The sequence below is a fragment of the Actinomyces culturomici genome (assembly GCF_900499005.1).
In the GTDB taxonomy this organism is placed as follows: Bacteria; Actinomycetota; Actinomycetes; order Actinomycetales; family Actinomycetaceae; genus Pauljensenia; species Pauljensenia culturomici.
This window is the reverse complement of sequence record NZ_LS991318.1, coordinates 98,955-122,553: the sequence shown is the minus strand read 5'-3', so window position 1 is coordinate 122,553 and position 23,599 is coordinate 98,955. Positions and strand designations below refer to the sequence as shown.

The 23,599-nt window shown below is 69.7% G+C and carries 20 protein-coding genes and 1 pseudogene; 4 read left to right on the top strand and 17 right to left on the bottom strand.

Annotation, left to right across the window (positions count from 1 at the left end; all coding sequences use genetic code 11):
- Positions 1 to 179 precede the first annotated feature (179 nt).
- The 7 genes from DY157_RS10335 to DY157_RS10305 form a co-directional block, all read right to left on the bottom strand.
- Entirely contained in the window at positions 180 to 2,651 is a 2,472-nt protein-coding gene (locus DY157_RS10335) for an ATP-dependent Clp protease ATP-binding subunit (protein WP_115728562.1), read from the bottom strand.
- Positions 2,652 to 3,591: 940 nt separating this feature from the next.
- Positions 3,592 to 4,017, bottom strand: a complete 426-nt coding sequence (gene dtd, locus DY157_RS10330; RefSeq protein WP_115728561.1) for a D-aminoacyl-tRNA deacylase — start codon at positions 4,015 to 4,017, stop codon at positions 3,592 to 3,594.
- Positions 4,017 to 5,114, bottom strand: a complete 1,098-nt coding sequence (gene ygfZ / locus DY157_RS10325; protein ID WP_407923480.1) for a CAF17-like 4Fe-4S cluster assembly/insertion protein YgfZ — start codon at positions 5,112 to 5,114, stop codon at positions 4,017 to 4,019. Before ygfZ ends, dtd begins: the two co-directional genes overlap by 1 nt.
- A gap of 238 nt (positions 5,115 to 5,352) precedes the next feature.
- On the bottom strand, positions 5,353 to 6,009 hold the full coding sequence (locus DY157_RS10320; RefSeq protein WP_115728559.1) for an FABP family protein: 657 nt from the start codon (positions 6,007 to 6,009) through the stop codon (positions 5,353 to 5,355).
- Between the two features lie 10 nt (positions 6,010 to 6,019).
- The gene (locus DY157_RS10315; RefSeq protein ID WP_115728558.1) at positions 6,020 to 6,793 is read right to left on the bottom strand and encodes an ABC transporter permease; all 774 of its coding nucleotides are present in this window, start codon (positions 6,791 to 6,793) and stop codon (positions 6,020 to 6,022) included.
- Between the two features lie 4 nt (positions 6,794 to 6,797).
- A complete protein-coding gene (locus DY157_RS10310) occupies positions 6,798 to 7,640 on the bottom strand; it encodes an ABC transporter permease (protein ID WP_115728557.1) in 843 nt (280 codons plus the stop codon).
- On the bottom strand, positions 7,637 to 8,596 hold the full coding sequence (locus DY157_RS10305) for an ABC transporter ATP-binding protein (RefSeq protein ID WP_235827187.1): 960 nt from the start codon (positions 8,594 to 8,596) through the stop codon (positions 7,637 to 7,639). The genes DY157_RS10310 and DY157_RS10305 overlap by 4 nt, the downstream gene beginning before the upstream one ends.
- A 128-nt stretch (positions 8,597 to 8,724) precedes the next feature.
- Here DY157_RS10305 and DY157_RS10300 point away from each other — a divergent pair, with 128 nt between their 5' ends.
- The 3 genes from DY157_RS10300 (at position 8,725) to DY157_RS10275 (ending at position 13,577) form a co-directional block, all read left to right on the top strand.
- The gene (locus DY157_RS10300) at positions 8,725 to 10,263 is read left to right on the top strand and encodes a sensor histidine kinase (protein ID WP_115728555.1); all 1,539 of its coding nucleotides are present in this window, start codon (positions 8,725 to 8,727) and stop codon (positions 10,261 to 10,263) included.
- Between the two features lie 5 nt (positions 10,264 to 10,268).
- Positions 10,269 to 11,165: a response regulator gene (locus DY157_RS11825; RefSeq protein ID WP_235827208.1), complete on the top strand. Its 897-nt coding sequence runs from the start codon at positions 10,269 to 10,271 to the stop codon at positions 11,163 to 11,165.
- A 1,080-nt stretch (positions 11,166 to 12,245) separates the two neighbouring features.
- A complete protein-coding gene (locus DY157_RS10275) occupies positions 12,246 to 13,577 on the top strand; it encodes a hypothetical protein (protein ID WP_115728552.1) in 1,332 nt (443 codons plus the stop codon).
- On the opposite strand, the gene DY157_RS10270 is transcribed toward DY157_RS10275, so the two are convergent.
- The 9 genes and pseudogenes from DY157_RS10270 to DY157_RS10235 all read right to left on the bottom strand — a co-directional run.
- Positions 13,550 to 14,197: a hypothetical protein gene (locus tag DY157_RS10270; protein ID WP_115728551.1), complete on the bottom strand. Its 648-nt coding sequence runs from the start codon at positions 14,195 to 14,197 to the stop codon at positions 13,550 to 13,552. The genes DY157_RS10275 and DY157_RS10270 overlap by 28 nt on opposite strands.
- A complete protein-coding gene (locus DY157_RS10265) occupies positions 14,194 to 14,784 on the bottom strand; it encodes a hypothetical protein (RefSeq protein ID WP_115728550.1) in 591 nt (196 codons plus the stop codon). The genes DY157_RS10270 and DY157_RS10265 overlap by 4 nt, the downstream gene beginning before the upstream one ends.
- Positions 14,785 to 15,585 carry a hypothetical protein gene (locus tag DY157_RS10260; protein WP_115728549.1) on the bottom strand — a complete coding sequence of 267 codons (801 nt, stop codon included), beginning with the start codon at positions 15,583 to 15,585 and terminating at the stop codon, positions 14,785 to 14,787.
- 40 nt (positions 15,586 to 15,625) lie between these two features.
- Positions 15,626 to 16,906 carry an adenylosuccinate synthase gene (locus tag DY157_RS10255; protein WP_115728548.1) on the bottom strand — a complete coding sequence of 427 codons (1,281 nt, stop codon included), beginning with the start codon at positions 16,904 to 16,906 and terminating at the stop codon, positions 15,626 to 15,628.
- 374 nt (positions 16,907 to 17,280) lie between these two features.
- Positions 17,281 to 18,543 (bottom strand): ATP-binding protein, encoded by a 1,263-nt coding sequence (locus DY157_RS10250; protein WP_115728547.1) that lies wholly within the window; start codon positions 18,541 to 18,543, stop codon positions 17,281 to 17,283.
- Between the two features lie 268 nt (positions 18,544 to 18,811).
- Positions 18,812 to 19,045, bottom strand: coding sequence for a toxin-antitoxin system HicB family antitoxin (locus DY157_RS10245; RefSeq protein WP_115728546.1), 234 nt, complete (start codon positions 19,043 to 19,045; stop codon positions 18,812 to 18,814).
- A 12-nt stretch (positions 19,046 to 19,057) separates the two neighbouring features.
- Entirely contained in the window at positions 19,058 to 20,023 is a 966-nt protein-coding gene (locus DY157_RS10240; RefSeq protein WP_174232159.1) for an SPFH domain-containing protein, read from the bottom strand.
- Positions 20,024 to 20,193: 170 nt separating this feature from the next.
- Positions 20,194 to 20,454 (bottom strand): hypothetical protein, encoded by a 261-nt coding sequence (locus DY157_RS11820; protein WP_235827210.1) that lies wholly within the window; start codon positions 20,452 to 20,454, stop codon positions 20,194 to 20,196.
- 141 nt (positions 20,455 to 20,595) lie between these two features.
- Positions 20,596 to 22,059 (bottom strand): annotated as a pseudogene (locus DY157_RS10235) (cytochrome c biogenesis protein CcdA); the annotation flags it as partial.
- Positions 22,060 to 22,228: 169 nt separating this feature from the next.
- Here DY157_RS10235 and DY157_RS10230 point away from each other — a divergent pair.
- Positions 22,229 to 22,501, top strand: coding sequence for a hypothetical protein (locus DY157_RS10230; RefSeq protein ID WP_115728545.1), 273 nt, complete (start codon positions 22,229 to 22,231; stop codon positions 22,499 to 22,501).
- Between the two features lie 168 nt (positions 22,502 to 22,669).
- On the opposite strand, the gene DY157_RS10225 is transcribed toward DY157_RS10230, so the two are convergent.
- Positions 22,670 to 23,500, bottom strand: coding sequence for a DUF817 domain-containing protein (locus DY157_RS10225; protein WP_115728544.1), 831 nt, complete (start codon positions 23,498 to 23,500; stop codon positions 22,670 to 22,672).
- Between the last annotated feature and the right edge of the window lie 99 nt (positions 23,501 to 23,599).

Genomic DNA, 23,599 nt, shown 5'->3' with positions numbered 1-23,599 from the left:
AGGAGAATTCACTGACTTCTCGTCAAGCGTTCATCTTCCATTTGTTCCCATGAAATGATGACCGTTCTCGACAACAGGGCGTTCACCTCACGCGGAGCGGCCCCGCGGATGGCTCCGCGGGGCCGCTCATCAGACGCCTCCTCGCCCTCGTCGATCGACGAGGAAGGAGGACGACGGGCTCACTGGCCGTTGAAGGTGAATGTCCGCTCCGGGCCCTCGCCCTCGACGCCGACCGTGACGACCTGACCGGGGACGATCTCGCCGAAGAGGATCCTCTCCGAGAGCGCGTCCTCGATCTCGCGCTGGATCGCGCGGCGCAGCGGGCGCGCGCCGAGCACCGGGTCGAAGCCCACGTCGGCGAGGAGTTCGCGCGCCTCGTCGGTGAGCTGCAGGTGCATGTCCTGCGCCTCCATCCGCTTGGCGAGCTTCGCGATCATGAGATCGACGATCTGCTTGATCTGCTCCTTGTCGAGCGGCGGGAAGACGATCGTGTCGTCGACGCGGTTGAGGAACTCCGGGCGGAAGTGCTGCTTGAGCTCCTCGTTCACCTTCGCCTTCATCCGCGAGTAGTCGTGGGTGAGGTTGTCGGAGGACTGGAAGCCCGTGAGGACGCCCTTGTTGATGTCCCGCGTGCCGAGGTTCGTCGTCATGATGATGACGGTGTTCTTGAAGTCGACCTTCCGGCCCTGCGAGTCGGTGAGGCGGCCCTCCTCGAGGATCTGGAGGAGCGAGTTGAAGATGTCCGGGTGCGCCTTCTCGACCTCGTCGAAGAGGACGACGGAGAAGGGCTTGCGACGCACCTTCTCGGTGAGCTGGCCGCCCTCGTCGTAGCCGACGTACCCCGGAGGGGCGCCGAAGAGGCGCGAGGCGGTGTGCTTCTCGGAGAACTCCGACATGTCGAGCTGGATGAGCGCGTCCTCGTCCCCGAAGAGGAACTCGGCGAGCGCCTTCGCGAGCTCGGTCTTACCGACGCCGGTCGGGCCGGCGAAGATGAACGAGCCGCCCGGACGGTTCGGGTCCTTGAGGCCGGAGCGGGTGCGGCGGATCGACTGGGAGAGGGCGCGGACGGCCTCGTCCTGGCCGATGACGCGCTTGTGGAGCTCGGCCTCCATGTTGAGGAGCTTCGTCGTCTCGGTCTGCGTGAGCTTGAAGACCGGGATGCCCGTCGACATGGCGAGGACCTCGGCGATCTCCTCCTCGGTGACCTCGGCGATCTCGTCGGACTCGCCGCCCTTCCAGGCGGCCTCGCGGAGCTTGCGCTCCTCCCCGAGCTTGGACTCCTCGTCGCGCAGCGACGCGGCCTTCTCGAAGTCCTGGTCGTCGATCGCGCTCTCCTTGTTGCGGCGGACCTCGGCGATCTTCTCGTCGAGCTCGCGCAGCTCCGGCGGCGCGGTCATCCGGCGGATGCGCAGGCGCGCGCCCGCCTCGTCGACGAGGTCGATCGCCTTGTCCGGGAGGAAGCGGTCGGAGATGTAGCGGTCGGCGAGCTCGGCGGCGGCCTCGATCGCGGCGTCGGTGATGATGACGCGGTGGTGGGCCTCGTAGCGGTCGCGCAGGCCCTTGAGGATCTCGACGGTCTCCTCGACGCTCGGCTCGTCGACCTTCACCGGCTGGAAGCGGCGCTCGAGGGCCGCGTCCTTCTCGATGTACTTGCGGTACTCGTCGTTCGTCGTCGCGCCGATCGTCTGGAGCTCGCCGCGGGCGAGCATCGGCTTGAGCATCTGGGCGGCGTCGATCGAGCCCTCGGCGGCGCCCGCACCGACGAGGGTGTGGATCTCGTCGATGAAGAGGATGATGTCGCCGCGCGTGCGGATCTCCTTGAGGACCTTCTTCAGGCGCTCCTCGAAGTCGCCGCGGTAGCGCGAGCCGGCGACGAGCGAGCCCATGTCGAGGCTGTAGATCTGCTTGTCCTTGATCGTCTCGGGCACGTCGCCGTGGACGATCGCCTGCGCGAGGCCCTCGACGACGGCGGTTTTGCCGACGCCGGGCTCGCCGATGAGGACGGGGTTGTTCTTCGTGCGGCGCGAGAGGACCTGCATGACGCGCTCCATCTCGGTGCGCCGCCCGATGACGGGGTCGAGCTTGTTCTCGCGGGCCGCCTGGGTGAGGTTGCGCCCGAACTGCTCGAGGATCGCCGAGTTCTGGCGATCGGGGCCTCCCGATCCGCCGACGCCCGCGCCCACGGCCTCGCGCCCCTCGCCGTCTCCCTGGCGCTGGTAGCCGGAGAGGAGCTGGATGACGGTCTGGCGGACCTGCGTGAGGTCGGCGCCGAGCTTGGTGAGCACCTGGGCGGCGACGCCCTCGCCCTCCTTGAGGAGGCCGAGGAGCAGGTGCTCGGTGCCGATGTAGTTGTGGCCGAGCTGGAGCGCCTCGCGCAGCGAGAGCTCGAAGACGCGCTTGGCGCGCGGCGTGAAGGGGATGTGCCCCTCGACGGGCTTCTCGCCCTCGCCGATGATCTCGATGACGGACTCGCGGACGGCGTCGCCCTTGATGTCCATCATCTCGAGGGCCTTTGCGGCGACGCCCTCGCCCTCGGTGATGAGGCCGAGGAGCAGGTGCTCGGTGCCGATGTAGTTGTGCTTGAGGCCGCGCGCCTCGTCCTGGGCGAGGACGACGACGCGGCGCGCTCGGTCCGTGAACCGTTCGAACATCGCGTGTTCCCTTCGACGGTCCGACCGCCCGGGGGCGGCGGAGTGATTCGGCGGGCCCTCTCGGGGGCCGCCGCTGGACCGACCGCGGCGCGGCCGAGTCCTCGACTGGTGTCCACAGTAGGGGGCGCCCGCCGCCGGTGCGCGTTAGTTCGCCCAGGGCGTGAACGGCCGCCTCCACGGGGACCTCCGGCGGTCGTCGGGAGCCTTCAACGTCCTCGCCCGGCCCGCGCCCGACCTCCCGACCCCCACTCGCAGGACTCCGCGAGAGCATTACCGGCTCTTCACAGTTGAGGGTGTAGTCGGTTGCCGATGCCCCGCATGACCTACATCGCCGTCTCGGCGGGCTTCGCGGGCGGGACGGGTCGTCGAGTGTGCGATCAAGGTTGTTCCGTGCCCGGAATCAGGGGCCCGCGTGACCTGGATCGCCGCCTCGGCGGGCTTCGCGGGTGGGAAAGGTCGTCGAGTGTGCGATCCAGGTGGCCTGACACCCGGAATCAGCCTCTCGCATGACCTACATCGCCGTCTCGGCGGGCTTCGCGGGCGGGGCGGTCGTCGAGTGTGCGATCCAGGTGACTCGCACGTGGAAGGAACGGAGTGCCGGGAGCCTGGAGGCCGCCACCTCACCCGCAGAAACGCACACAGTTTCTCCGTCGACTCCGATGCTGCAGGGCTCTGATCTGCGCTTTCCTACGAGGACCCTGAGATGGATCCTCCCAACGGGCCGAAACTGTGTGCGGATTCGCGGTGGGGACGTCGGAGACGCCCCCGGCCCACGACTCCGCAATCGGCGGCCGGCCGGGATCCGCCGACTACACCCTCAATTGCGAAGCGCCGCATTACCTTGCCGCGCCGAAAGCATCACGTTGGCGCGTCGAGGGGATCTCGGGAACCCCGTCGCCGATCGACGAGGCCGGGGCGGAGCGCCGGGAGAAGGGAACGGTCACGCCTCCACGAGCACGGTGAAGGGCCCGTCGTTGACGAGCGACACCTCCATCATCGCGCCGAAGACGCCGGTCTCGACGCGCAGTCCCCTTCCGCGCAGGTCGGCGACGACCGCGTCGATGAGGGGCTCGGCCTCCGGCCCGGGCGCGGCATGCGACCACGAGGGCCGCCGCCCCTTCCGGGTATCGCCGTATAACGTAAATTGCGAGACCACGAGGATGGGCGCCCCGACCTCGATCGCGGAGGTCTCATCGGCGAGGATCCGCAGCTCCGCGATCTTGCGGGCGACGGTCGCGACCTGCTCGGGCCCGTCCCCGCGCGCGACGCCGAGGAGGACGACGAGCCCGGGCGCATCGAGGGCGCCGACGACCTCGCCGTCAACGGATACGGAGGCGCTGCTCGCGCGCTGGATGACGGCGCGCATCAGCGGGCTCCGAGCGCCCCGAGCCCGCCGAGCGGCGAGACGTCGTGGCGGCGCAGTTCGGGATTGACGAGGTCGGCGCCGGGCCTCTCCTTCGGGGAGATCGACGACTTCCCGTCGACCGGGACGATGAGCTCCTGGGCGGCGGCGATCCCGTCGAGGTCGAAGGTCGTGTCCGCGGGCGCGCTCCGCCCGAGAAGGGCGAGGGCGATCGGCCCGAGTTCGGCGTGACGGGCGACGGAGGTGACGACGCCGACGACGCGCCCCTTGAGCGAGATCCGGGTGCCGGGCTCCGGCAGGTCGCCGCGCGACCCGTCGAGTTGAAGGAACACGAGGCGGCGCGGCGGGCGCCCGAGGTTGAGGACGCGCGCGATCGACTCCTGTCCGCGGTAGCAGCCCTTGTGGGTGTGGACGGCGGTGCGCAGCCAGTCGAGCTCGGCGGGAATCGACCGGGCGTCGGTCTCCCATCCGAGGCGCGGCCGCCAGGCGGCGATCCGCACGGCCTCCCACGCGAGGAGGCCCGCGGGACGCCGCTTCGCATCGGCGGCGAGCCATGCGGAGACGAACGCGGGGGCGGATTCGCGCGAGACGAGGTGGAGGCGCATCGACGCGGTCGCGCCGGGGTGGCGGCCCTGGAAGTACTCGGCCCCGCCCTCGGCGACGCCGGGCCAGGGATCCGACCAGGTGAGGACCCATCCGGGGAGGCCCTCGGCGGTATCGAGGAGCGAACCGGCCGTCGCGAAGACGGTGAGATCGGAGCGGATCTCGACCTCGACGCGCAGCGCGAAGCGCATGGAGTCGAGGAAGTCGGCAAGGGGCGCGGCGTCGTGGCCCTCGCAGATCAGCCAGGTCGTCGTCCCGTCGTCGCTCACGGCGGCGGCGTGCTCGATGCGGCCCTGCGGGTCGAGGACGAGGAGCTCGCGCGAATCGCCCGGTCCCATGCCCGTGACGATCTGCGTCGTGATGGAGGTGAGCCAGGTCTGGCGGTCGACGCCGGACACGGCGACGACGCCGAGATCCGCGCGGTCGACGAGGCCGCGTCCCGCCTCGAGCGCCCACTGCTCCCCGGAGGGGTCGGCGTAGTGAAGGGCGACGGGGATCGTAGGCGCGGGGCGAACGGCCGGGCCGGCGGCCGGAGCGGAGCCCGGACCGGAAGAGGCGGAGCCCGGACCGGAAGAGGCGCCCGCGACGGACTCGACGGACGCGCCGCTCGAGAACGCCCTCTGATCGGAGGACGCCGCCCCGGCCTCGTCCCCCGATTCCTCGGAGGAGAGCACCGCGCCGGGGAAGGTCGCGAGCGGCGAGACCCACGACTGAGGGGAGGGCGAGGACGCGGGGTCAGACAAGGAAGCCCCCTTCGGCCTCGGCGTCGATGCCATCGATCTCCTCGCCGGAGGCGGTGCGCGCCTGGGCGGTGCGCATGAGGCGGCCGGACATCTCGACCTCGGCCTCGGCGGCGACGCCCGCGAGCGTGCGCTCCTGCGTCCACATGAGTTCGTCGGCGACCAGGCCGTACATGCGGCCGAGGTGCTCGATTTCGTCGGCGCCGGAGCCGCGGGCGATCGCGTCGGACACCATCTGGACGCGCGGGCCGACGCCGACGCCGGCCCACAGGACGCCGAGGGAGTTGGTGAGCGCGGAGGTCGCGGTGAATTCGCGCGGCTCGTACTGGCCGGGCGGCGGGAGGACGCCGGAGCCGGGGAGGACCGAGAGGTAGAGGGTCTCCTCGAGGAGCAGGTCGCCGCGCGCGATCCGCTTCAGCCCCTCCTCGGCGTTCCAGGTGGGGGCGATCTCGGCGTCGCGGGCGGGCAGGCCCTCGTAGATCGAGGTGACGAGCCGCATCTGGTCGCCGCGGATATCGCCGACGATCTCCTCGATGATCGCGGTGTCGGGGTCGTCTCCGGGGACGGCGCGCATGCCCCAGCCCTTCCAGGTTCCGAGCATCCAGGCGACGGGGGCGAGCGAGGCGGGCAGGTCCGCGGGAATGACCATCATGGCGCCAAGCCTAGGCGAGACCCCGCGCGGCTGTCGCGCGCGCTGCCGCCGTCAGCAGCGCCGACCACAGCACGAAGGACACGGCGGCCGCCCCCAGCACCGGGCCGATCCCCGCCCAATCCAACCCGCCCGAACCCGCGAGCGCGGTGGACCCCAGGCTGAGAGCCCGGGTCACCAGGGCGTGAGGCCAGTAGGGCGCCAGTTCGGCGGCCTTGGCGCTGATCCCGATGCCGATGATCGTGCCGGCCAGTCCCAGGGCCACGGGCGCGCCGAAGGACTTGAAGATCATGGCCAGCAGCGACTGCAGGGCGATCAGGGGCATGGCGGCGACGACTGCCACGGCGCTGGCCGCGGCGAATCCCGCGGGGATCGGCCCGTCCAGGCCGAGCACCAGGGAGCCGCTGGCCCACGCGAAGACCACCAGCAGGGCCTGCATGGCGGCGACGGGGCCGGCCATGACCAGGGTCTTGGCCCAGATGATCCGATGGACGGGGGCGCTGGTCGTGGCCATCGCGTTCCACGAGGTGCCGCAGTGCTCGGGCCTCCACGCGGCGGCGCACACCAGGGCGACGCCGACGGAGAAGAAGAACAGAGCGTAGAAGACCGTCACCTGGCTGGTGTACGAGGCCCACCCCTCCCGCAGCACGTCGATGTTGCCGTGGTAGTTGACGGATCCGGTGATGACCGCGAGCAACGGCAGGAGCAGAGCGAAGAGCCAGACGAGGGAACGGCGCAGTTTGATGGCCTCGGCCGTCATGAGGGCGGTGAAGGGCGCGGTGGTCATGGTGTCACCTTTCGATTCGGTCGAGGCGGCGGGTGGCGCAGGTGAAGACCGCGCCCGCCACGATGAGGAAGCCGATGACCCACGGCCATTCGGGGGCGGTGTAGATCACCGAGGAGGTGCCGGCCTTGACGTCGCCGATCTGGCGGACGGAGGTGATGCACGCCCAGTAGCCCCAGGGGATCAGGCGGGCCAGCGCCGGGGGCATGAGCAGGCTGAAGATCGCGATGAAAGAGCCGAGGAATCCCAGGCCCACGCAGATGATCTGATTGTCCACGACGGCGGCCAGCAGCAGGTAGAGGCCGCATGCGGCCACGTCCACGGCCAGCAGGCCCGCGGTGTACAGGGCCCAGGTGGCCGGGTCGTCCACGGCTCTGCCGCTGGCCAGGGAGACGACCAGGACGGGCAGGCCGACTTCGAGGGCCACCGCCGGGACCAGCACCGCGGTGAGCACGGCCAGCTTGATGCGGCACAGACGCCCGGGCGCGATGCCCATCGTGGCGGACATGGTCCATCCGCCGCCCAGGTGCTCGATGTCGGTCAGGCGGCTGGCGATGACGGACACGAGGATCGGCGAGATCAGCGCCGCCATCATCGAGACGGTTAGCAGAAGCATCGGCCACATGTCCGGGCCCATCTCGGCGATCCGCTTGGTCGAGGGGACGGACAGGACCAGTGCGATGCCCACGACCACCAGGGCGATGGGCCAGATCCACAGGCGCCGGGTCTTGCTCATCTCCAGCCTGATGGCGGTGGCGGTGGGGATGCGCACGTCCGCGGCGGCGCGGCGGGTGCTGCGCTCGGCGGCGAGTCCGGCGCGCCGGGTGTTCCGTGTGTTCGGGGTGTTCACAGCGCTCCTGCTCCTCCGGTCAGGTCCATGAAGACGTCTTCGAGGCTCTGGGCCTCGCGTCGCGCCTCGTGGACGGGGATGCCGGCGCCGACCATGCGGCGCACGAGTTCGGCGGCCGCGTCGGCGGTCAGACCCGGGATACGGACGGCGGCCTCGTCGCCGAAGACGGGCAGGACCTCGCCGTCCCCGGGCACCAGGCCCGCGAGCAGAGACGGGGTGATGTCGCCGGGCCGCGGGGTGACGACGCGCAGGTCGGGCAGGGACTTGGCCATGAGTTGGGCGCGCGTGCCCTGGAAGACCAGGCGGCCGGCGGACAGGATGCCCAGGACCTGCGCCATCTTATCGATCTCGTCGAGCAGGTGGCTCGACACCATGACGGTGACGCCCTGGCTCGCCAGATCGATGAGCAGGGTGCGGATCTCCTCGATGCCCGCGGGGTCCAGGCCGTTGGTAGGTTCGTCAAGGATCAGCAGTTCGGGCTGGCGGGCCAGCGCCATGGCGATCCCGAGGCGCTGCTTCATGCCCAGGGAGTAGGCGCGCACCAGCTTGTCCTTGTGCTCGGTCAGTCGCACGAGGTCGAGGGCGCGGTCGGTCTGCTGGGCGGTCAGGTGGAGCATCTTGCCGACGATCCGCATGTTCTCCGCCCCCGTCAGGTGCCCGTAGCCGGGGGGCTGTTCGATCATCGAGCCGGTGCGGGCCATGATCGAGGCGCGGGTCGCGCGGGTGACGGGGCCGCCGAGCAGTTCGAAGTCGCCGCTGGTGGGGGTGAGCAGTCCGAGGAGCATCTTCATCGTCGTGGATTTCCCGGACCCGTTGGGGCCGAGGAATCCGTAGACGGTGCCGCGGGGGACGGCCAGGTCGACGGAATCGACGACGGTGCGGGCCTGGGCGCCGCGCCCGAAGGTCTTGGTGAGTGCGCGGGTGGTCACCGCGAGGTCATGAGTCACGTTGTTCATGCCCTCAAGCCTGTCCGGTGCGGGGCCCGGGGTCATCAGCCCCTGGTTCGATTCCCGGCGGGGATTCGCGGGCCCGCGTCATGCCGTGGGATGAGGACCGCCGAGGGGCCGCTGGCTAGGGTGGACGCATGACGTCCCCCTCCCCCGGTCCCGAGGCCCCCGCCTCGTCGTCACCGACCCGCGCCTCGTCGTTGGTGTCGTCCGATTCGTCGTCGGAATCGTCGCCGGTGCGCGAAGGCGCGGCCGCACGTTCCCTCGCCCGTGTGCGCGCGGCCTGCTCGGGCCTCGTGCGCCCCACGTGGGCGGACGCCGCGGCCGCCCTGCTGCTCGCGTACGTCAGCGTGTGGAACGCCCCCGATTCGAGCGGGCGGGCCGATGCCCTCTTCGGCCACGGCACCCCCTCGGGGGCGAGCGGCCTGTTCGACGGGCTCATCGTCGCGTGCGCGTTCGCGACCCTCGCGCGCCGCACTCTCCCCCTGGCGTCGGTGTCGGTCATCGGGGTCGCGTGCCTCGTGCACGTGCTCGCCTTCGATTCTCTCTCCCTGCTGGTGGTGGGCGCGGGCCTGGTGGCGATGGAGACGGCGACCAGTCGTCTGCGCCGCCCGTGGTCGTGGGCGGTGGTCAGCGTCGGCGGTGTCGGGGCGGCCGTCTCCATCCTGCTCATCAGCCGCGAGGCGTCGGGCGGGACGATGGAGCCGGTGCGCGCCGCAGCCCTGGTGTCCGTCACCTCCGCCTTCGTCGCCGCCGCGGCGTTGACGGGCCTGGTGCGCCGCAGGGGCCGCGAGCGCCGGGAGCAGGTGGTCGAACGGCTGCGGATCATGAACGCCCAGCAGGAGGCGGAGCGTCGCCTGGCCGTGGCCCGCGAGCGCACGCGGATCGCCCGCGATGTCCACGATCTGCTCGGGCATTCCTTGTCGGTCATCGGGATGCAGGCCGAGGGGGCGCGTGCCGTGCTGGCGGCGGACCCGAAGGCGGCGGATTCCGCGTTGTCGGTGATCGCGCAGACCAGCCGCGGTGCGATCGACGAGGTCCGCCGTCTGGTCGATGTTCTGCGCGCCGACGGGGAGGACGCCGAGGCCGGGGCCGGGTCTCGGGACGGGGCTGGCTCACCGGATACTGCCGGCTCGCGGGCCGGGTCTGAGCACGGGGCCGCGACCCCGCCGGAGCCGGACGATGCGGATGCCCGCAGCGCCGCCCCCGCCTCGTCAGTCGCGACGGGCCTCGACGCGATCCCCGCACTGGCCTCGCGCGTGCGCGCATCGGGCGCTGACCTTCATCTGTTCTTCACCGCGTCGGCGCGGGTTCCCGAGGCGCTGGGCGACTGCGCGTACTGGACGGTGCAAGAGGCCCTGACGAACGCGATCCGCCACGCCCCCGGCACCCGGATCGACGTGCGCGTGGACTCCGGGGAGAGGGGGCTGAGCGTGCGCATCGACAATGCACCGCCCTGGAGCCGTCCCACCCGGGGATCCTCATCCCCAACGGTCGACGCGGCTGCGGCTCCCCGCCCCGCGACGAGCACCGGTGACGCGGGAAGGCGGGGCGTCGGCCTCGTCGCCATGCGCGAACGAGCGCAAGCCGTCGGCGCAGAACTGGCCGCTGGCCCCAGCGACCAAGGCGGCTGGTCCGTGGTCCTCACCTGCGATTTTGTCTGGGAGGGGCGATGAGCGACATCATCCGCATCGGCCTGACCGACGACGAGCCGCTGATGACCGCGGGCCTGGCGATGCTGCTCGGCGCCCAAGCGGACATGGAGGTGGCGTGGCAGGCGCAGCGCGGCGCGCAGGCCGTTGAGCTGATGGCCTCCGATCCGGTGGACGTGCTGCTCTTGGACGTGCAGATGCCGGGGATGGACGGCATCGAGACGACGCGCCGCCTGGTTTCGTCAGGGGTTCCGGCCAGGATCGTCATCTTGACGACTTTCGACACGGACGGCTACGTCATGGGCGCGATCGAGGCTGGCGCTTCGGGGTTCCTGCTCAAGAACATGCCGCCGGAGGAGCTGCTGGGCGCCATCCGGTCGGTGCATTCGGGCGATTGCGTGATCTCTCCCGGCCCCACCAGACGGCTGCTGCAAGCGGTGCGCACGGGGGCGGCCTCTGCCTCGGCGCCTGCGACTGCATCCGGCCCTGTATCTGCACCGACGCAGGCTTTCGGCGGGGCGGCGGGCGGCGGCGCTGGGATTCCGGCCGGTGTCACTATGGCCGTTGGTATTCCGGGCAATGGTGTTTCGGGCGCTGAATTTTCAGGCGGTGGGGTGCCGGGCGGTGGAGTTTCAGGCGCTGGGCTTCCGGGCGCTGGCGGCGCGCAGTCGGGCCTCGTCGATGCGCGGCCCATCGCAGAGCTGACAGAGCGAGAGTCCCAGATCCTGCGGCTCATCGCGCTGGGGCTGACGAATCCGGAATTGTGCGACCGCCTGTGGTTGTCCATGACCACCGTCAAGACGCATGTGTCGCATCTGCTGGCCAAGACAGCGGCCCGGGATCGCGTCCAGTTGGTGCTCATCGCCCTGCGGTCCGGCCTGGTGACGATGGATGAGGTACTCGCCGAGGACGCCACCTCGCTCTGACCGCTCCACTCCCTTCCCCCGCCCCGCCCCGGCGCCGGGCGAGGAGCCCGGCCCCCTTCTCCCCCGCCGCACCCGCATCGAGGTCGTCGTCGACCACGCCGGCCGCGCCGGCATGCACCGCTATCGCGGCAAGGAGATCATCGCCCTCGAGTCGATGCCCCTCGCCGTCGAGTCGATCGAGGCGCTCGNGCGGGGTCCTCTTCGGGCGGGGTGATCGAGCGGTCGTGCGGGGAGGGCGCAGTCGCGAGGGTCGTGGCGGCGACGCCGATGACGGCGAGGCCGATGAGGGGGACGGCGTCGGCGAGGTCCCCGGTGTAGGCGACGACGGCGGGGATCAGCGCGCCGGCGAGCGCGAGGAGGACGATCGTCGGGAGGGGCAGCTCGATGCCGGTAAGGGCGCTCCATCCGAGGGCGAGGCAGATCCCGGCGAAGCCGACGACGGGCCCGTAGGTCCAGGCGGAGCCGGGGAGGAGCCACAGGACGATCGAGGCCGCGGAGAAGACGAGGACCGCGTAGGCCGAGACGCGCATGCCCGACCCGATCGACAGGGTCGCGGTCGCGAAGTCCGTCGCGAGCCCGAGGATCCCGGCGGGCCGGTCGTCGGAACGCCCGGAGTCCGAGCGACGGGCGCCCGAGTGCGCGCGCGAGCGCCGAGAACCGACGAGCGGCGGCTCCGCGCTGTGCGCGCGGGAGCGCCGACGGGGCGGCTCGGGGTGCTCGGGGGCGTCGTTCATGCCGTTCATCGTCTCACGATCCGAGTGCGGGCGAGGTCGCCGCGCGCCGCCCCACGGCCCACTATGGGGCCGGGGCGCCCATCATCGGGACCCGTGTCCGGCCGGTCGGAGGCGATTCGAGGCCCCAGAACCGCACGGGGTCCTTCCCGCTCGGGGAGCGGGAGGCGCATCGACGAGTGTCGATCCCCACGCCTCCCGCCGGGCGCGCCGTGCCCGCGCCCGGCTATGCTGGTGCGCGCGCCGAGCCGTTAAGCCCCGGGCTCCACACTTCGCCGCTACGAGCGGCCTTCGCGCCGACAGGCGCTTTCGGCTCGGCGCCTCGAACTCGTCACACGTGAGGATCAGCATGCGGACCCTTGCCGAAGCGGCGCGCTCGGTGCTCGGCATCGTCGCCGATGCGCTTCGACTCCTCGTCGCCCGTTGGCCGGTGCTCGCCGCGGTGTTCCTCCTCGGCGCCACTCTTCACGGGGCGCTCCTCTGGCTCGCCGTCGCCGCGTCGAACCTCTCGGCCTTCCTCGCGATGCTCCTCCTCCCGCTCGCGCCCCTGGCGAGCCTCGTCGCGATGATCGTCATGCTCCGAATCCTCGCGCCGGACCTGCCGGGCCTCGCGGATTCGGTGCCCGCGGGTGACAGGAGCGCCCGAGTGCGCGCCGACGTCGCCCTCACCGTCCAGGTGCTCATCCCCTTCCTCGCGGTCTACGCCTCCGAGGGCATGGTGAAGGCCGATCTCAAGGCGTTCCTCTTCAACGCGACGGTCGACGAGTTCTACAACAAGGGCTTCGCCGCCGACTTCGGTCGCGTCTACTTCGCGACGGACGCGCAGGCGACCGTCCTCATCGTCGCGGCGCTCGTCGCCCGCAAGACCATCGCCGGCTTCGACCTCGGGAAGGACCGCCTGTCGGTCGCGGGCTTCGCCGGGTACCTCGAGGCGCTGTGGCTCGTCGCCCTCGCCTCCTGGTTCTCCTCCTCGATCGAGCGGATCCGCTCGTGGGTGATGGGCCGGGCGGTGATCGTCGGGATCGAGCGCGCCTTCGACGACGCCGTCGCGGTGCTCGGCCCGATCGAGCACGCGATCCAGAGCGCGGTCGACCAGTTCGCCTCCTTCGTCGGATCGATGGGCGCCCTCGTCATCGTCCCGGTCGCCTGGCTCGCGGTCGGCGCCTCCATCTACGGGTCGTCGATCCCGAAGGCGACGCCCCTCGTCACCTCCGAGCAGATGACGAAGCGGATCCAGCGGATCCCCAATCCGGTGCGCCGCGTCGCCGCCCAGGTGGCCGAGCCCGTCGTGTCGCCCGTGCAGAACACGCTCAATGCGATCCGGAGGGTCGCCTTCGCGGGCGTTCTCCCGATGGTGTTCCTCTGCCTGCTCCTCGCCTTCGCCTCGCAGCTGCGCGTCGGCGTCGCGAGTCTCTTCCGGACGGCGCTCGGCCCGCATCCGGCGATCTTCTGGGAGTCGGTCGCCCCGCTCATCGACGTCGTCGCCCAGTGCGTCTACATCGTCGTCGCGGTCGCGATCATCGCGGCGACCGTCAACCGGATCATCCTTTCGCGCCGAGAGCCCGAGGCTGCGGCCACGCAGCAAGCGACGGAGTCCCCGGAGGCGGCGGCCAAGCAGGCGCCGATCGGAGCGCCGCAGCCCGCGGTCGCTCCTCAGCCGGGCAGCCCGACCGTCCAGTAGCGCCCGCGGATCCCCATGTCGATCCGCAGCCGGGCGGGGGTCACTCCTTCGGGCAGCGCGACGACGAGGTCGAGCGAGTACTCCTCGGGCCGTTCGGATCCCTCGAAGGCGGGCACCCACTCATCGGTCGCGATGTCCGTCGTCGGCCCCATCAGTCCGGTGGGGAAGCACGTTCCCGCCAAGTAGGCAGAGTCTGCTCGCCCGTCGACGATCTTCGCCTGGCCCACCCCGTACTCGACGCCGTCCGCGTCGAGGATCGAGAACTGGCAGGCGCTCAGGACGTAGTCGGCGTCGACCCTCGCGTCGACGGGGATGCGCCACAGGCGCGCGCCGGGCGCCGGCTCGGTCGTTGTCTCGCCGAGCCCTGTGCCCGTCGTCATCGACGCGACCTCGCGCGCGGGGCCGGGAGTGAAGGACGCGGTGAGGGTTTCGCCTTTCGGGTAGACGATGCCCTGCCCGTCGGACGGGATCGAGGCGGTCCCCTCGGAGCGGATCTGGCGCGGGTCCTCCCACGGCAGGTAGGCGGACACGAGGAGGAACGAGGACGCCCCGATCGCCGTCACGACCAGCGGCACGAGGGCGAGGAGCGCCCACGTGTTCCGCGACCACCAGCGGCTCATCCGAGATCCCCCTCCCCGTACGCGAGGCGCGCGACCTCGACGAGCTCCTCGGGGGAATTCACGAGGTCGGAGCCCTCGGCGATCTCGAGGTCGATGAGGGCGACGTCGTCGCCCGCCATGCGGCCCGACGGGGCGGCCGGGATCCGCAATCGGAGTCCGGGCAGGTCGTCGGTCACGACTTCGACGGCGATCTGACAGCGCTGCGCGACGCCGGACTGGCCGGTGGCGCAGGAACTGTGCAGCTCGTAGGGGTCGGAGTACTCGCGCCCCGACGCCGACAGGAGCGCCGCGTTGCCGGGCGCCCAGGGCTTCGCCCTCGCGGTGAAGTCGAGGTCGACGACGACCCAGGTCCCCTCGGTCGCGAGCGTCCCGCCGTCCGCGACGATCGAGCGGGCGGTGCGCACCCGCGTCGCGGCGACCTCGCCGGTGCGCAGGTCGACAAGGTCGCCGACTCCGGCCTCGTGGACGAAGGGTTCGGTGAGAACGTCCGAGGTCGAGGGCAGCGCCTTGTTGATGGCGGAGCCGATCGCGAGGCCCGCGATGACGACGACCGCAGTGAGGGCGCCGGTGGAGATCCGCGCGTCCATTCAGGCCCCCTCCCCCGAGTCGGCGGACTGGCCGCCATCGGCGCCGGACGACGTCTTGTCGCGCACGGCGAGCACCTGCGTCGCGACGAGCGTCGGATCCGTCCAGAACATGCCGCCGTCGAGGGTCGAGGCGCGCCACGTGTGCGAGAAGTACTCGACGGTGAGCGAAGACGGTCGCGGCGCGTCGGCCGGGAGCGTCCACACGAGAAGGTAGTCGCCGGCCAAGCCCGGCTGGAAGGTCTTGAGCGGGGTCCCGTCGATCGCCCGGTAGACGACCGGGTCGGGCGCGTCCTCGCCGAGTTCGCGGATCCGCATCGCATCGACGAGGATCGCCCTCGGCACCCACCGGTCGGCCTCGTCCTCGATGCGCGCCTTGACGACGAGGTACGTCGTCGGCTCGAACGCGGTGGCGAGCGGTTCAACGTTCGACAGCCAGCCCGCCCTGTCGACCGTGAGGGCGAAGGGCGCGACGGAGACCTCGTCGGAGGCGCCGAGTTCGGCGACGAGGTCCGGGTCGTCGCCGGCCGCCGCCCACCCGCCGAACAGTCCCGTCACGAGGACGACGACAGCCGCGAGCGCCATGACGACGTTCGCCGGGCTGACGAGGTCGGAGAAGAGTCGGACGAATCGCAGCGCCGTCGACACCGGAGTCGCAGGAGGCTCCTCCGCGGGACCATCCCCTCCCCCGTTCCCCTCGACGGGGCGCGCGGCCCCGGCCTCGTCGATCGACGATGAGACCCCGTCCTCGCGGCGCGGCGGGGGCTGGTGCGCCTCCTCGGCGCTCTGCTCGGGCGGGGTCACGCGGGCTCCGTTCGGGAAGAGTGACTGATGCGGACAGGACTCAGATCAGCGGGTAGCGGACGATCGTCGCCTCGCGGCCGGCGCCGACGCCGATCGACTGGATGCGGCAGCGCGAGACCTCTTCGAGGCGGGCGATGTACGCCTGCGCGTTCGCGGGGAGTTCGTCGAAGGAGCGGCATCCGGTGATGTCCTCGGTCCAGCCGGGGAGCTCCTCGTAGACCGGGACGGCCTTCGCGAAGCCCGCCTGATCGAGGGGCATCTCCTCGGTGCGGACGCCGTCGACCTCGTAGGCGACGCAGACGGGGATCGTCTCGTAGCCGGTGAGGACGTCGAGCTTCGTCAGGCAGATGTCCGTGAGCCCGTTGATGCGGGTCGCGTAGCGGACGACGACCGCGTCGAACCAGCCGGTGCGGCGCGGGCGACCCGTGGTGACGCCGAATTCGCCGCCCTTCTGGCGGAGGGCCTCGCCGACCTCGTCGTCGAGCTCGGTCGGGAACGGACCCTCGCCGACGCGGGTCGTGTACGCCTTCGCGACGCCGACGACGCGGTCGATGCGGGTCGGGCCGACGCCCGTGCCGGTGAGCGCGCCGCCCGCGGTCGGGTTCGACGAGGTGACGAACGGGTAGGTGCCGTGGTCGATGTCGAGCATCGTCGCCTGGCCGCCCTCGAAGAGGACCGTGTCGCCGCGATCGAGCGCGTCGTTCACCTCGAGGGACGCGTCGCAGACCATCGGGCGGATCCGATCGGCGTAGGAGAGGAGTTCTTCGGTGACGACCGCCGGGTCGAGGGTCTCCATGCCGACGGCCGCGAAGATCTCGTTCTTCGGGGCGAGGGCCGCGTCGACCTTCGCGGCGAGCCCCTCCGGATCGAAGAGGTCCTGGATGCGGATGCCGATGCGGTTCATCTTGTCGGCGTAGGTCGGGCCGATGCCGCGCCCGGTCGTGCCGATTTGGTTCTTCCCGCGGGCGCGCTCGTTCGCCTGGTCCATGAGGCGGTTGTACGGCGGGATGATGTGCGCGTTCGACGAGATCCTGAGGTGCGAGCAGTCGACGCCGCGCGACTCCATCTCCGCGATCTCGGAGAAGAGGACCTCGATGTCGACGACGACGCCGTTCCCGATGATCGGGGTGACGCCCTCGGACAGGATGCCGGCGGGGAGCAGGTGGAGCGCGTACTTCTCGCCGTCGATGACGACGGTGTGGCCGGCGTTGTTGCCGCCGTTGAACTTCACGACGACGTCGGTGTTCTGACCGAGCTGGTCGGTCGCCTTGCCCTTACCCTCGTCGCCCCACTGGGCGCCGAGCACGATGACGGCTGGCATGAGAGTCTCCCCGGATCTCGATTCCGTGCGACTTTGGCCGCACCTTCACCGATCGTACCGGGATTCCGATCGACGAGGGCGGGGCGTCCGGGCCTTCTTGGAGGGCATTGATGGGCCGCGGGCGTCGTGCCGGGCGGGGCCCCTGGCCGAGTGGAGGGGTTCACGACAAGTGGAGGACCTACACCCCCTCCACGTGTCGCTAACCCCTCCATCAACCGCACGTCGGGGTCGAGCGGGGGCCTCATGGCCCCTTCATCCGCCCCACCACTCCCCGAGCTCTCCACCTGTACGCTCTCCCACAAGTGGAGGGGTTCACGACAAGTGGAGGACCCACACCCCCTCCACGTGTCGCTAACCCCTCCACTTCACGTCGGTCAGGGGCGCAATCCCGCGAGCGGGACGACCCAGACGCCGTCGGACCGGTGGACGACGGGCCCGGAGGGAATAACGACGACGAGCGCACTGGGAGAACGCTCGACTTGGGAACTCACCCGAAGGAGATTCGCGGCGGCTTCATCGACAGAAAGGTGCGAGAGCTTCGCCTCAATACCGATCCAGTCTCCGGAACGAGCCTCGACGATCGCGTCGATCTCCATGCGGCCCTTTCCGTCTCTCAAATGAAATACGCCGCGCGCACGAATTGCCTGCGCGTAGATCCGGAGCTCGTGAACAACGAGCGACTCGAACAAGATGCCGAGAGTCTCCGGGTCCGATTCGAACCGCTCCGGAGCACCGCCGAGGAGGCTCATCGCCAGCGAGACATCGGCGAGGTGACGCTTCGGCGTTTGAACGAGGCTCGCCTTCGAACGCAGTCGAGGGGACCATGCGGGCTGATCTTCAACGAGGAACAAACGGCAGGCGAAGTCATGGAGAAGCGGAATGAGTTGCTCAGAGGGCTCTGAAGACGAGATCTCACCGATCCTCCGGCGGACCGCGGCGAGAGATGCGGGTTGGGCGACCAGACCCGCGTATGCCGCGAGGAAGGCCCGGAATCTTCTGGGATCGCGCCGCATCCCTCCGACGATGGGGAAGTCGTGCTCCTCGATTTGCTCGAGGTACGCGGAAACCTCGTCTGCTGCATCCGCAGCGTCGAGACCTACGAATCCCGGCCATCCACCTGACGCCATCCATTCGATGTAGTCGGAGACACTCGCTTCGACCCCGCCTTCGGCGACCGCCGTCCCATCGAAGAGGGCTTCGAGGGAGACATTCGCCTGAACGAGCCCTCGCTCAAGGAGGGACATCGTCCTCATCGTGAGTCGCCTGATCCGGCCCGCCCCCGAGTGACGTTGAGACTCCTCCTCCGGAGTCGATGATCCGGTGAGGATGAACTGCCCCTTCTCACCCCGGTCGTCGATCTCATGACGCACCAAGTTCCAGACTTCCGGAATCGACTGCCACTCATCAATGAGCCGCGGAACGTCCCCGACGAGAATCTGCTCGGGCGCAGAACGCAGCAAGTCCATCCTCGCGCCGGCGACATCCAGCCTGATTTGCGAACCGCCCGCCGCATTCACCGCCTGCCGCGCGGTCTCCGTCTTCCCGCAGGCCCGAGGTCCGCATACTTCAACTGCGCCCGACGTGCGCAGCCCTCGCTCGAGTTCCGCATCGACGAGGCGTGGAATGTACGGCTTCATGAGTGAAGCCTACCGACAACTACGGAATTTTCCATACCTGATATATGGAATTTTCCATACATTAATCGAGGCGTCCTGTCAGTCCCCTGGTCGGATGGAGGGGTTCACGACAAGTGGAGGACCTACACCCCCCCGTCGAGTTCGACGCCGATCGACGTGTTGGAGGGGTTGGCGACAAGTGGAGGACCTACACCCCCTCCACGTGTCGCTATCCCCTCCACTGAGGGCAGGCACGCGCGGAATGAGAGCGCAGAAGGCCGAATCGGCGTCACTCGTCGGACTCGGGAGCCCCGCCCTCGTCGATCGACTTGCGAGGACGGCCGAGCCCGCGCATCGGAGCGGCCTTGGGATCCCGGCCGGCGTCCTTGAGGGCGCGCCGCAGGACGACCTCGATCTGCGCGTTGACGGAGCGCAGGTCGTCGGCCGCCCACTTGGCGAGGGCCTCGTGGACGGCCGGGTCGAGCCTGAGCAGGAGCTGCTTGCGCTCGCGCTTCTCAGCCACGGTCGGATCGGATCAGTAGAGCGAACCGGCGTTAACGATCGGCTGCGTGCGCGTGTCGGAGCAGAGGACGACGAGGAGGTTCGACACCATCTGGGCCTTGCGCTCGTCGTCGAGGGCGACGATGTCGTTCTGCTCGAGGCGCTGGAGGGCCTGGTCGACCATGGTGACGGCGCCCTCGACGATCTGCTCGCGCGCGGCGATGACCGCGCCGGCCTGCTGGCGCTGGAGCATCGCCTGGGCGATCTCGGGGGCGTAGGCGAGGGAGGAGATGCGGACCTCGACGATCTCGAGGCCGGCGAGGGCGACGCGGTTCGCGACCTCGGCGGCGAGTTCGGCCGAGACGAGGTCGGTGCCGCCGCGCAGGGAGGTCTCGCCGGGGCCGGGCTCGTCGTACGGGTGGGTCGTCGCGACGTGGCGGAGGGCGGATTCGGCCTGGGCCTTGATGAACTCCTCGTACTCCTCGACGGCGAAGACGGCGCGCGCGGTGTCGGCGACCTGCCAGACGACGATCGCGGCGATGTTCACGGGGTTGCCGTCGGAGTCGTTGACTTTGAGTTCGTTCGTCTCGAAGTTGTGGACCTTGACGGAGACCTTCTTCCCGTTCGTCAGCGGGGGGACGAGGACGAGGCCGGTGCGTCGCACTGTTCCGATGTACTGGCCGAAGAACTGGCGGACCGAGGTCTGGCCCGGCGAGACGACCGTGAGCGAGGTGAACAGGATGAGGACGAGGAGGAACAGGATCGAGGCCACGACGATCCGGAGGATCCCGCCGTCCTCATTGGCGTCGGCCATGATCGCGCCCGTGATGAAGAAGTAGATGAAGAAGACGAACCCGGCCACAAGGATGAGGAAGGCCGGGAACGCGGCGGCGGCCCCGAGGGAACTCGCGGGCCTCTCCGCGATTTCAACGCGGGCGGCGCTTCGCGTCGGATCGTCTGCGAACTCGGAGCGGGAAGTGGGGGTTGTGGGCGCAGTCATCGCTTTCTCCTCTGCCATCTCCGCCCGCCGCGCCTTCACGCGGCTTCGAGGGCGAAGCCATATCAATATGATATCTATTTTTTATGGCGGCACAAGGCCCCTCTCATCGGCCTCGCCCCCGGCACCCGACTCTCGGCGCAATCAATCGCATCACGCGAGAGCGCCCGAAATCACTGAGGGAGTCGCCCTTCAGCAGCCGCCATCTTCGCCGCCAAACGGATCATGGTGCGCGCATCGTCCCCACTCGCCCCGCTGCGCCGCCGATAACGGGCGCAGGCGCCATCGGCCCCGCCGCTCCACAGCATCGCGACTTCGTCGCCATCGACCGGAGGAAGCCCCCGACTGATGAGCTCTCGATATCCGCGATCCGCCTCTTCAGCCTCGTCGAGGAGTCGTCGTCCCGAGGCGGTGACGATCATGAGCGCGGCCACGAAGGCGACAGCGTCGAGCCGCCGGCATCCCGCCCCGCCCTCAGACGGCCTTCGCGCCCTCGCCGATGCGCAGCACGACGAGCGGACCGCCGGTGGGCTGATCCGAGCCGGGCATCGGGCTCCTCGGTGATGAGGATCTCGATGCCCGGCTCGGATCAGCCCACCGGCGACGAAACGGCTGGCGCGCGCGGCGCCGAGGTAGGTCTCGGGGCTCCGTTCCCCGGTCGCAGTCGGCTCGTCGGATGCGAAGACCGGTGCGGGAAGGACGAGGTCGGGGTTCGCTTCAGTGAGGAGTCTGCGCACCAGTTTCTCGGTCGTCGCCTCGCCGCCCTCGCCTTACTTGAGGGCGCGCAGCTCGCCCTTCGCGTCGGCGAGGTAGTGGGCGGGCCAGTAGTGGTTGTCGAAGTTCGTCCAGGTGACGAGGTCCGATTCGACGGCGACGGGGTAGGTGATCCCCAGGGATTCGGCTCCCTTCTTCACATTGTCGACCTCCTTCTCGAAGGCGTACTCGGGAGAGTGCACGCCGATGACCTGCAGGCCGGCGTCCTTGTAGGTTTCGTAGAGCTTTTCGACTCCGGGGATGGAGCGTTGACAGTTGATGCACGAGTAGGCCCAGAAGTCGACGAGGGTGACCTTGCCCTTCCGCTCGGTCTCGGTGAGGGGCTGGTCGCCGGGGGCGTTGAACCATGCGACGGCGCCCTCGATCTTCGGCAGCGGACCGCAGTTCGCGAGTTCGTCCGCCCCGTCGAGGCAGGTAGTGGACGAGGAGCCCTTGGGGGTGGAATCGCGCAGGTACTTGTCGGTGCCAGCCTGCAGGGATGAGGTCCAATCAGGCAAGGCGCGCTGAATCTTCGCGGGCAGGTCGGTGGCGAGACCGATGGCGAGGAGGATCATCGCGGCACCCGCGATGATGCGGATCAGTTTCTGGCGGCTGCGGAAGGCCGCGATCCTCTCGGTGAGGCCCCTGCCCGCGAGGGCGAAGGCGAGAAGGGGGATGCCCGTACCGATCGCGAAGGAGAGGGCCAGGGCGACGGTCTCGGGGCCGATGCGGCCCGTGGTCCCCGCGACGGAGACGGCCGCGAGGACCGGCCCGGCGCAGGGAACGTACGCGGCGCCGAGGACGATGCCGAGCAGGAATCCGTTGTCGGGGCGCTTGCCCTGAGAGCGTCCGAAGCGGGTGAAGGGCTTCTCGAGGATCTCCATGAGGCGGGGGATCATCATCGCGATGCCGATGAGGACGAGGGCGACGATTCCGGCGATGCGGATGAAGTCCTGAGGGAGCCCGAGGAGAGTGAGGATCGTGGAGCCCAGCAGGGTGAAGAAGGTGAAGCTGAGGACGAGGCCTCCCACGACGAGGTAGGGGCGCCATTTGCTCGAGCGGGCGAGTGACAGGCTCGTCGTCGATTGCGCCGGGGCGCTCCCCAGCGAGCCGAGGGAGCCGGCCGTCATCACGCCGGGGATCCGCGCGATCGAGGATTCGGACTCCCGGGAGCGCGCGCCCTGGGCGCCGCCCGACAGGAAGATCACGGGGAGCACGGGCAGGATGCACGGGGAGATGCCCGTGACGAAGCCTCCGATGAGGCCGATGAGAACGAGGTTGACCATGTATTTCCTCCTTGGACTGTCATCTCTCGTTCGCAGCCGAGGGCGCTTCGGATCGATTCCCTCCAGGATTCGAGCAGTGATCCATGTCACCAATCCGGAAGTCTTGCCACTCCGAACCACCCAATGAGCGGGTGCCACAGGGGCGCCCCGGAAACAGATTGGGACATGCATGAACCTCCGCAAGATCCTCGCCGCCTCCGCCCTCGTCGCCACTGCCGCCGTGGGCATCGCCGCCTGCAGCTCCACCGCGACCCCCGACAAGATGGGCAGTGGCGGCACGTCCATGACGGACAAGATGGGCGATGAGAACGCCATGTCCGACCAGGGCGCTATGACCGACAAGGACAAGATGAGCGACCAGGGCGCCATGTCCGACAAGGACAAGATGACCGACCACGACAAGATGGATGACGGCCAGTCGGGTCACATGCACAAGCACTGAGGCCCTCGGCCCCATCGAGGCGGATCCCGGGGTGCGACCGTGTCCGAGTCGCGCCCCGGGATCCGCTTCCGTTCACCGCCCTCTTTTGGGCGCGGACGGGAAGAGCCCGTCGGGAGTGCGAGACGGGCAGGGATGAGGGTCCCGATGCCCCTCATCACGAGCGCCGGGTCACGCCCTCGTCACCCGCGCCGGACCGTCCCCGTAGAGCACGCCCTCCTTCGCCTTGACCGCTGCGACGAGGACGAAACTCAAGGTGACGAGGAGTGCCCACGAGCCGAACTTGCCGACGTGGACCATCTGCCAGCCGGCCTCCTGATCCGGGTAGCGCCAGGCGTTGAGGAATGTCGCCGCATTCTCGGCCACCCACAGGAAGAAGCCGATGAGGATGAAGGCGAGCGCCGTCGGCATCCGGTAGCGGTCTCCCCCGACCGTGAATCGGACCTTCGAGCCGTGCAGGGCGATGAGGAGCGCCACCGCGATCGGCCAGCGCAGATCGACGATGTAGTGGTGGGTGAAGAAGTTCGCGTAGACCGCGAGGGCGAGGGCGCTCACCGGCCACCAGCGGAAACGGTCGACGTGCAGGTCGAAGCGCCGGAAGGCCTGGCAGATGTAGGAGCCGACCGAGGCGTACATGAAGCCCGAGAAGACCGGCACTCCCCCGAGGCGCACGACCCCGGCGTCAAGGTAGGCCCAGGAGCCCTGGCTCACCTTGAAGATCTCGAGGGCGAGGCCGAGGACGTGGAAGACGCAGATGACGCCGAGTTCCCTCCAGGTCTCGAGTTTGAAGGCGACGAAGGCGATCTGCACGATCACGACGTAGATGAGGAGCGCGTCGTAGCGGGCGATCGGCATGTCGAAGCGGGCCCACACGAAGGAGGTGGCGGCGAGGCCGAGGAAGACGGCCGCCGGGAACAGGCAGCACTGCACTTCGAGCCACACGAACTGGACGAGGCGCAGCGGGAGGAGTCTGAGATCGCTCAGCGGACGACGTTCGGGCATGGGTTAAGGGAAGCACGGATTGAAGCAGAGCTCATGGACAAGCGTCTGCCATCTCACGCGCCTCCGGGTACAAGACCCCGGGAATCATTGCAGAAGGAC

Excerpts from the sequence above, each read along its gene's own strand:
- DY157_RS10270 (WP_115728551.1), bottom strand. The coding sequence starts at position 14,197 with ATGAGCCGCTGGTGGTCGCGGAACACGTGGGCGCTCCTCGCCCTCGTG.
- DY157_RS10335 (WP_115728562.1), bottom strand. The coding sequence starts at position 2,651 with ATGTTCGAACGGTTCACGGACCGAGCGCGCCGCGTCGTCGTCCTCGCC.
- DY157_RS10320 (WP_115728559.1), bottom strand. The coding sequence starts at position 6,009 with ATGATGGTCATTCCCGCGGACCTGCCCGCCTCGCTCGCCCCCGTCGCC.
- DY157_RS10275 (WP_115728552.1), top strand. The coding sequence starts at position 12,246 with ATGCGGACCCTTGCCGAAGCGGCGCGCTCGGTGCTCGGCATCGTCGCC.
- DY157_RS10225 (WP_115728544.1), bottom strand. The coding sequence starts at position 23,500 with ATGCCCGAACGTCGTCCGCTGAGCGATCTCAGACTCCTCCCGCTGCGC.
- DY157_RS10240 (WP_174232159.1), bottom strand. The coding sequence starts at position 20,023 with ATGACTGCGCCCACAACCCCCACTTCCCGCTCCGAGTTCGCAGACGAT.
- DY157_RS10255 (WP_115728548.1), bottom strand. The coding sequence starts at position 16,906 with ATGCCAGCCGTCATCGTGCTCGGCGCCCAGTGGGGCGACGAGGGTAAG.
- dtd (WP_115728561.1), bottom strand. The coding sequence starts at position 4,017 with ATGCGCGCCGTCATCCAGCGCGCGAGCAGCGCCTCCGTATCCGTTGAC.
- DY157_RS10315 (WP_115728558.1), bottom strand. The coding sequence starts at position 6,793 with ATGACCACCGCGCCCTTCACCGCCCTCATGACGGCCGAGGCCATCAAA.
- DY157_RS10265 (WP_115728550.1), bottom strand. The coding sequence starts at position 14,784 with ATGGACGCGCGGATCTCCACCGGCGCCCTCACTGCGGTCGTCGTCATC.
- DY157_RS10250 (WP_115728547.1), bottom strand. The coding sequence starts at position 18,543 with ATGAAGCCGTACATTCCACGCCTCGTCGATGCGGAACTCGAGCGAGGG.
- DY157_RS10300 (WP_115728555.1), top strand. The coding sequence starts at position 8,725 with ATGACGTCCCCCTCCCCCGGTCCCGAGGCCCCCGCCTCGTCGTCACCG.
- DY157_RS10230 (WP_115728545.1), top strand. The coding sequence starts at position 22,229 with ATGAACCTCCGCAAGATCCTCGCCGCCTCCGCCCTCGTCGCCACTGCC.
- DY157_RS10305 (WP_235827187.1), bottom strand. The coding sequence starts at position 8,596 with ATGAACAACGTGACTCATGACCTCGCGGTGACCACCCGCGCACTCACC.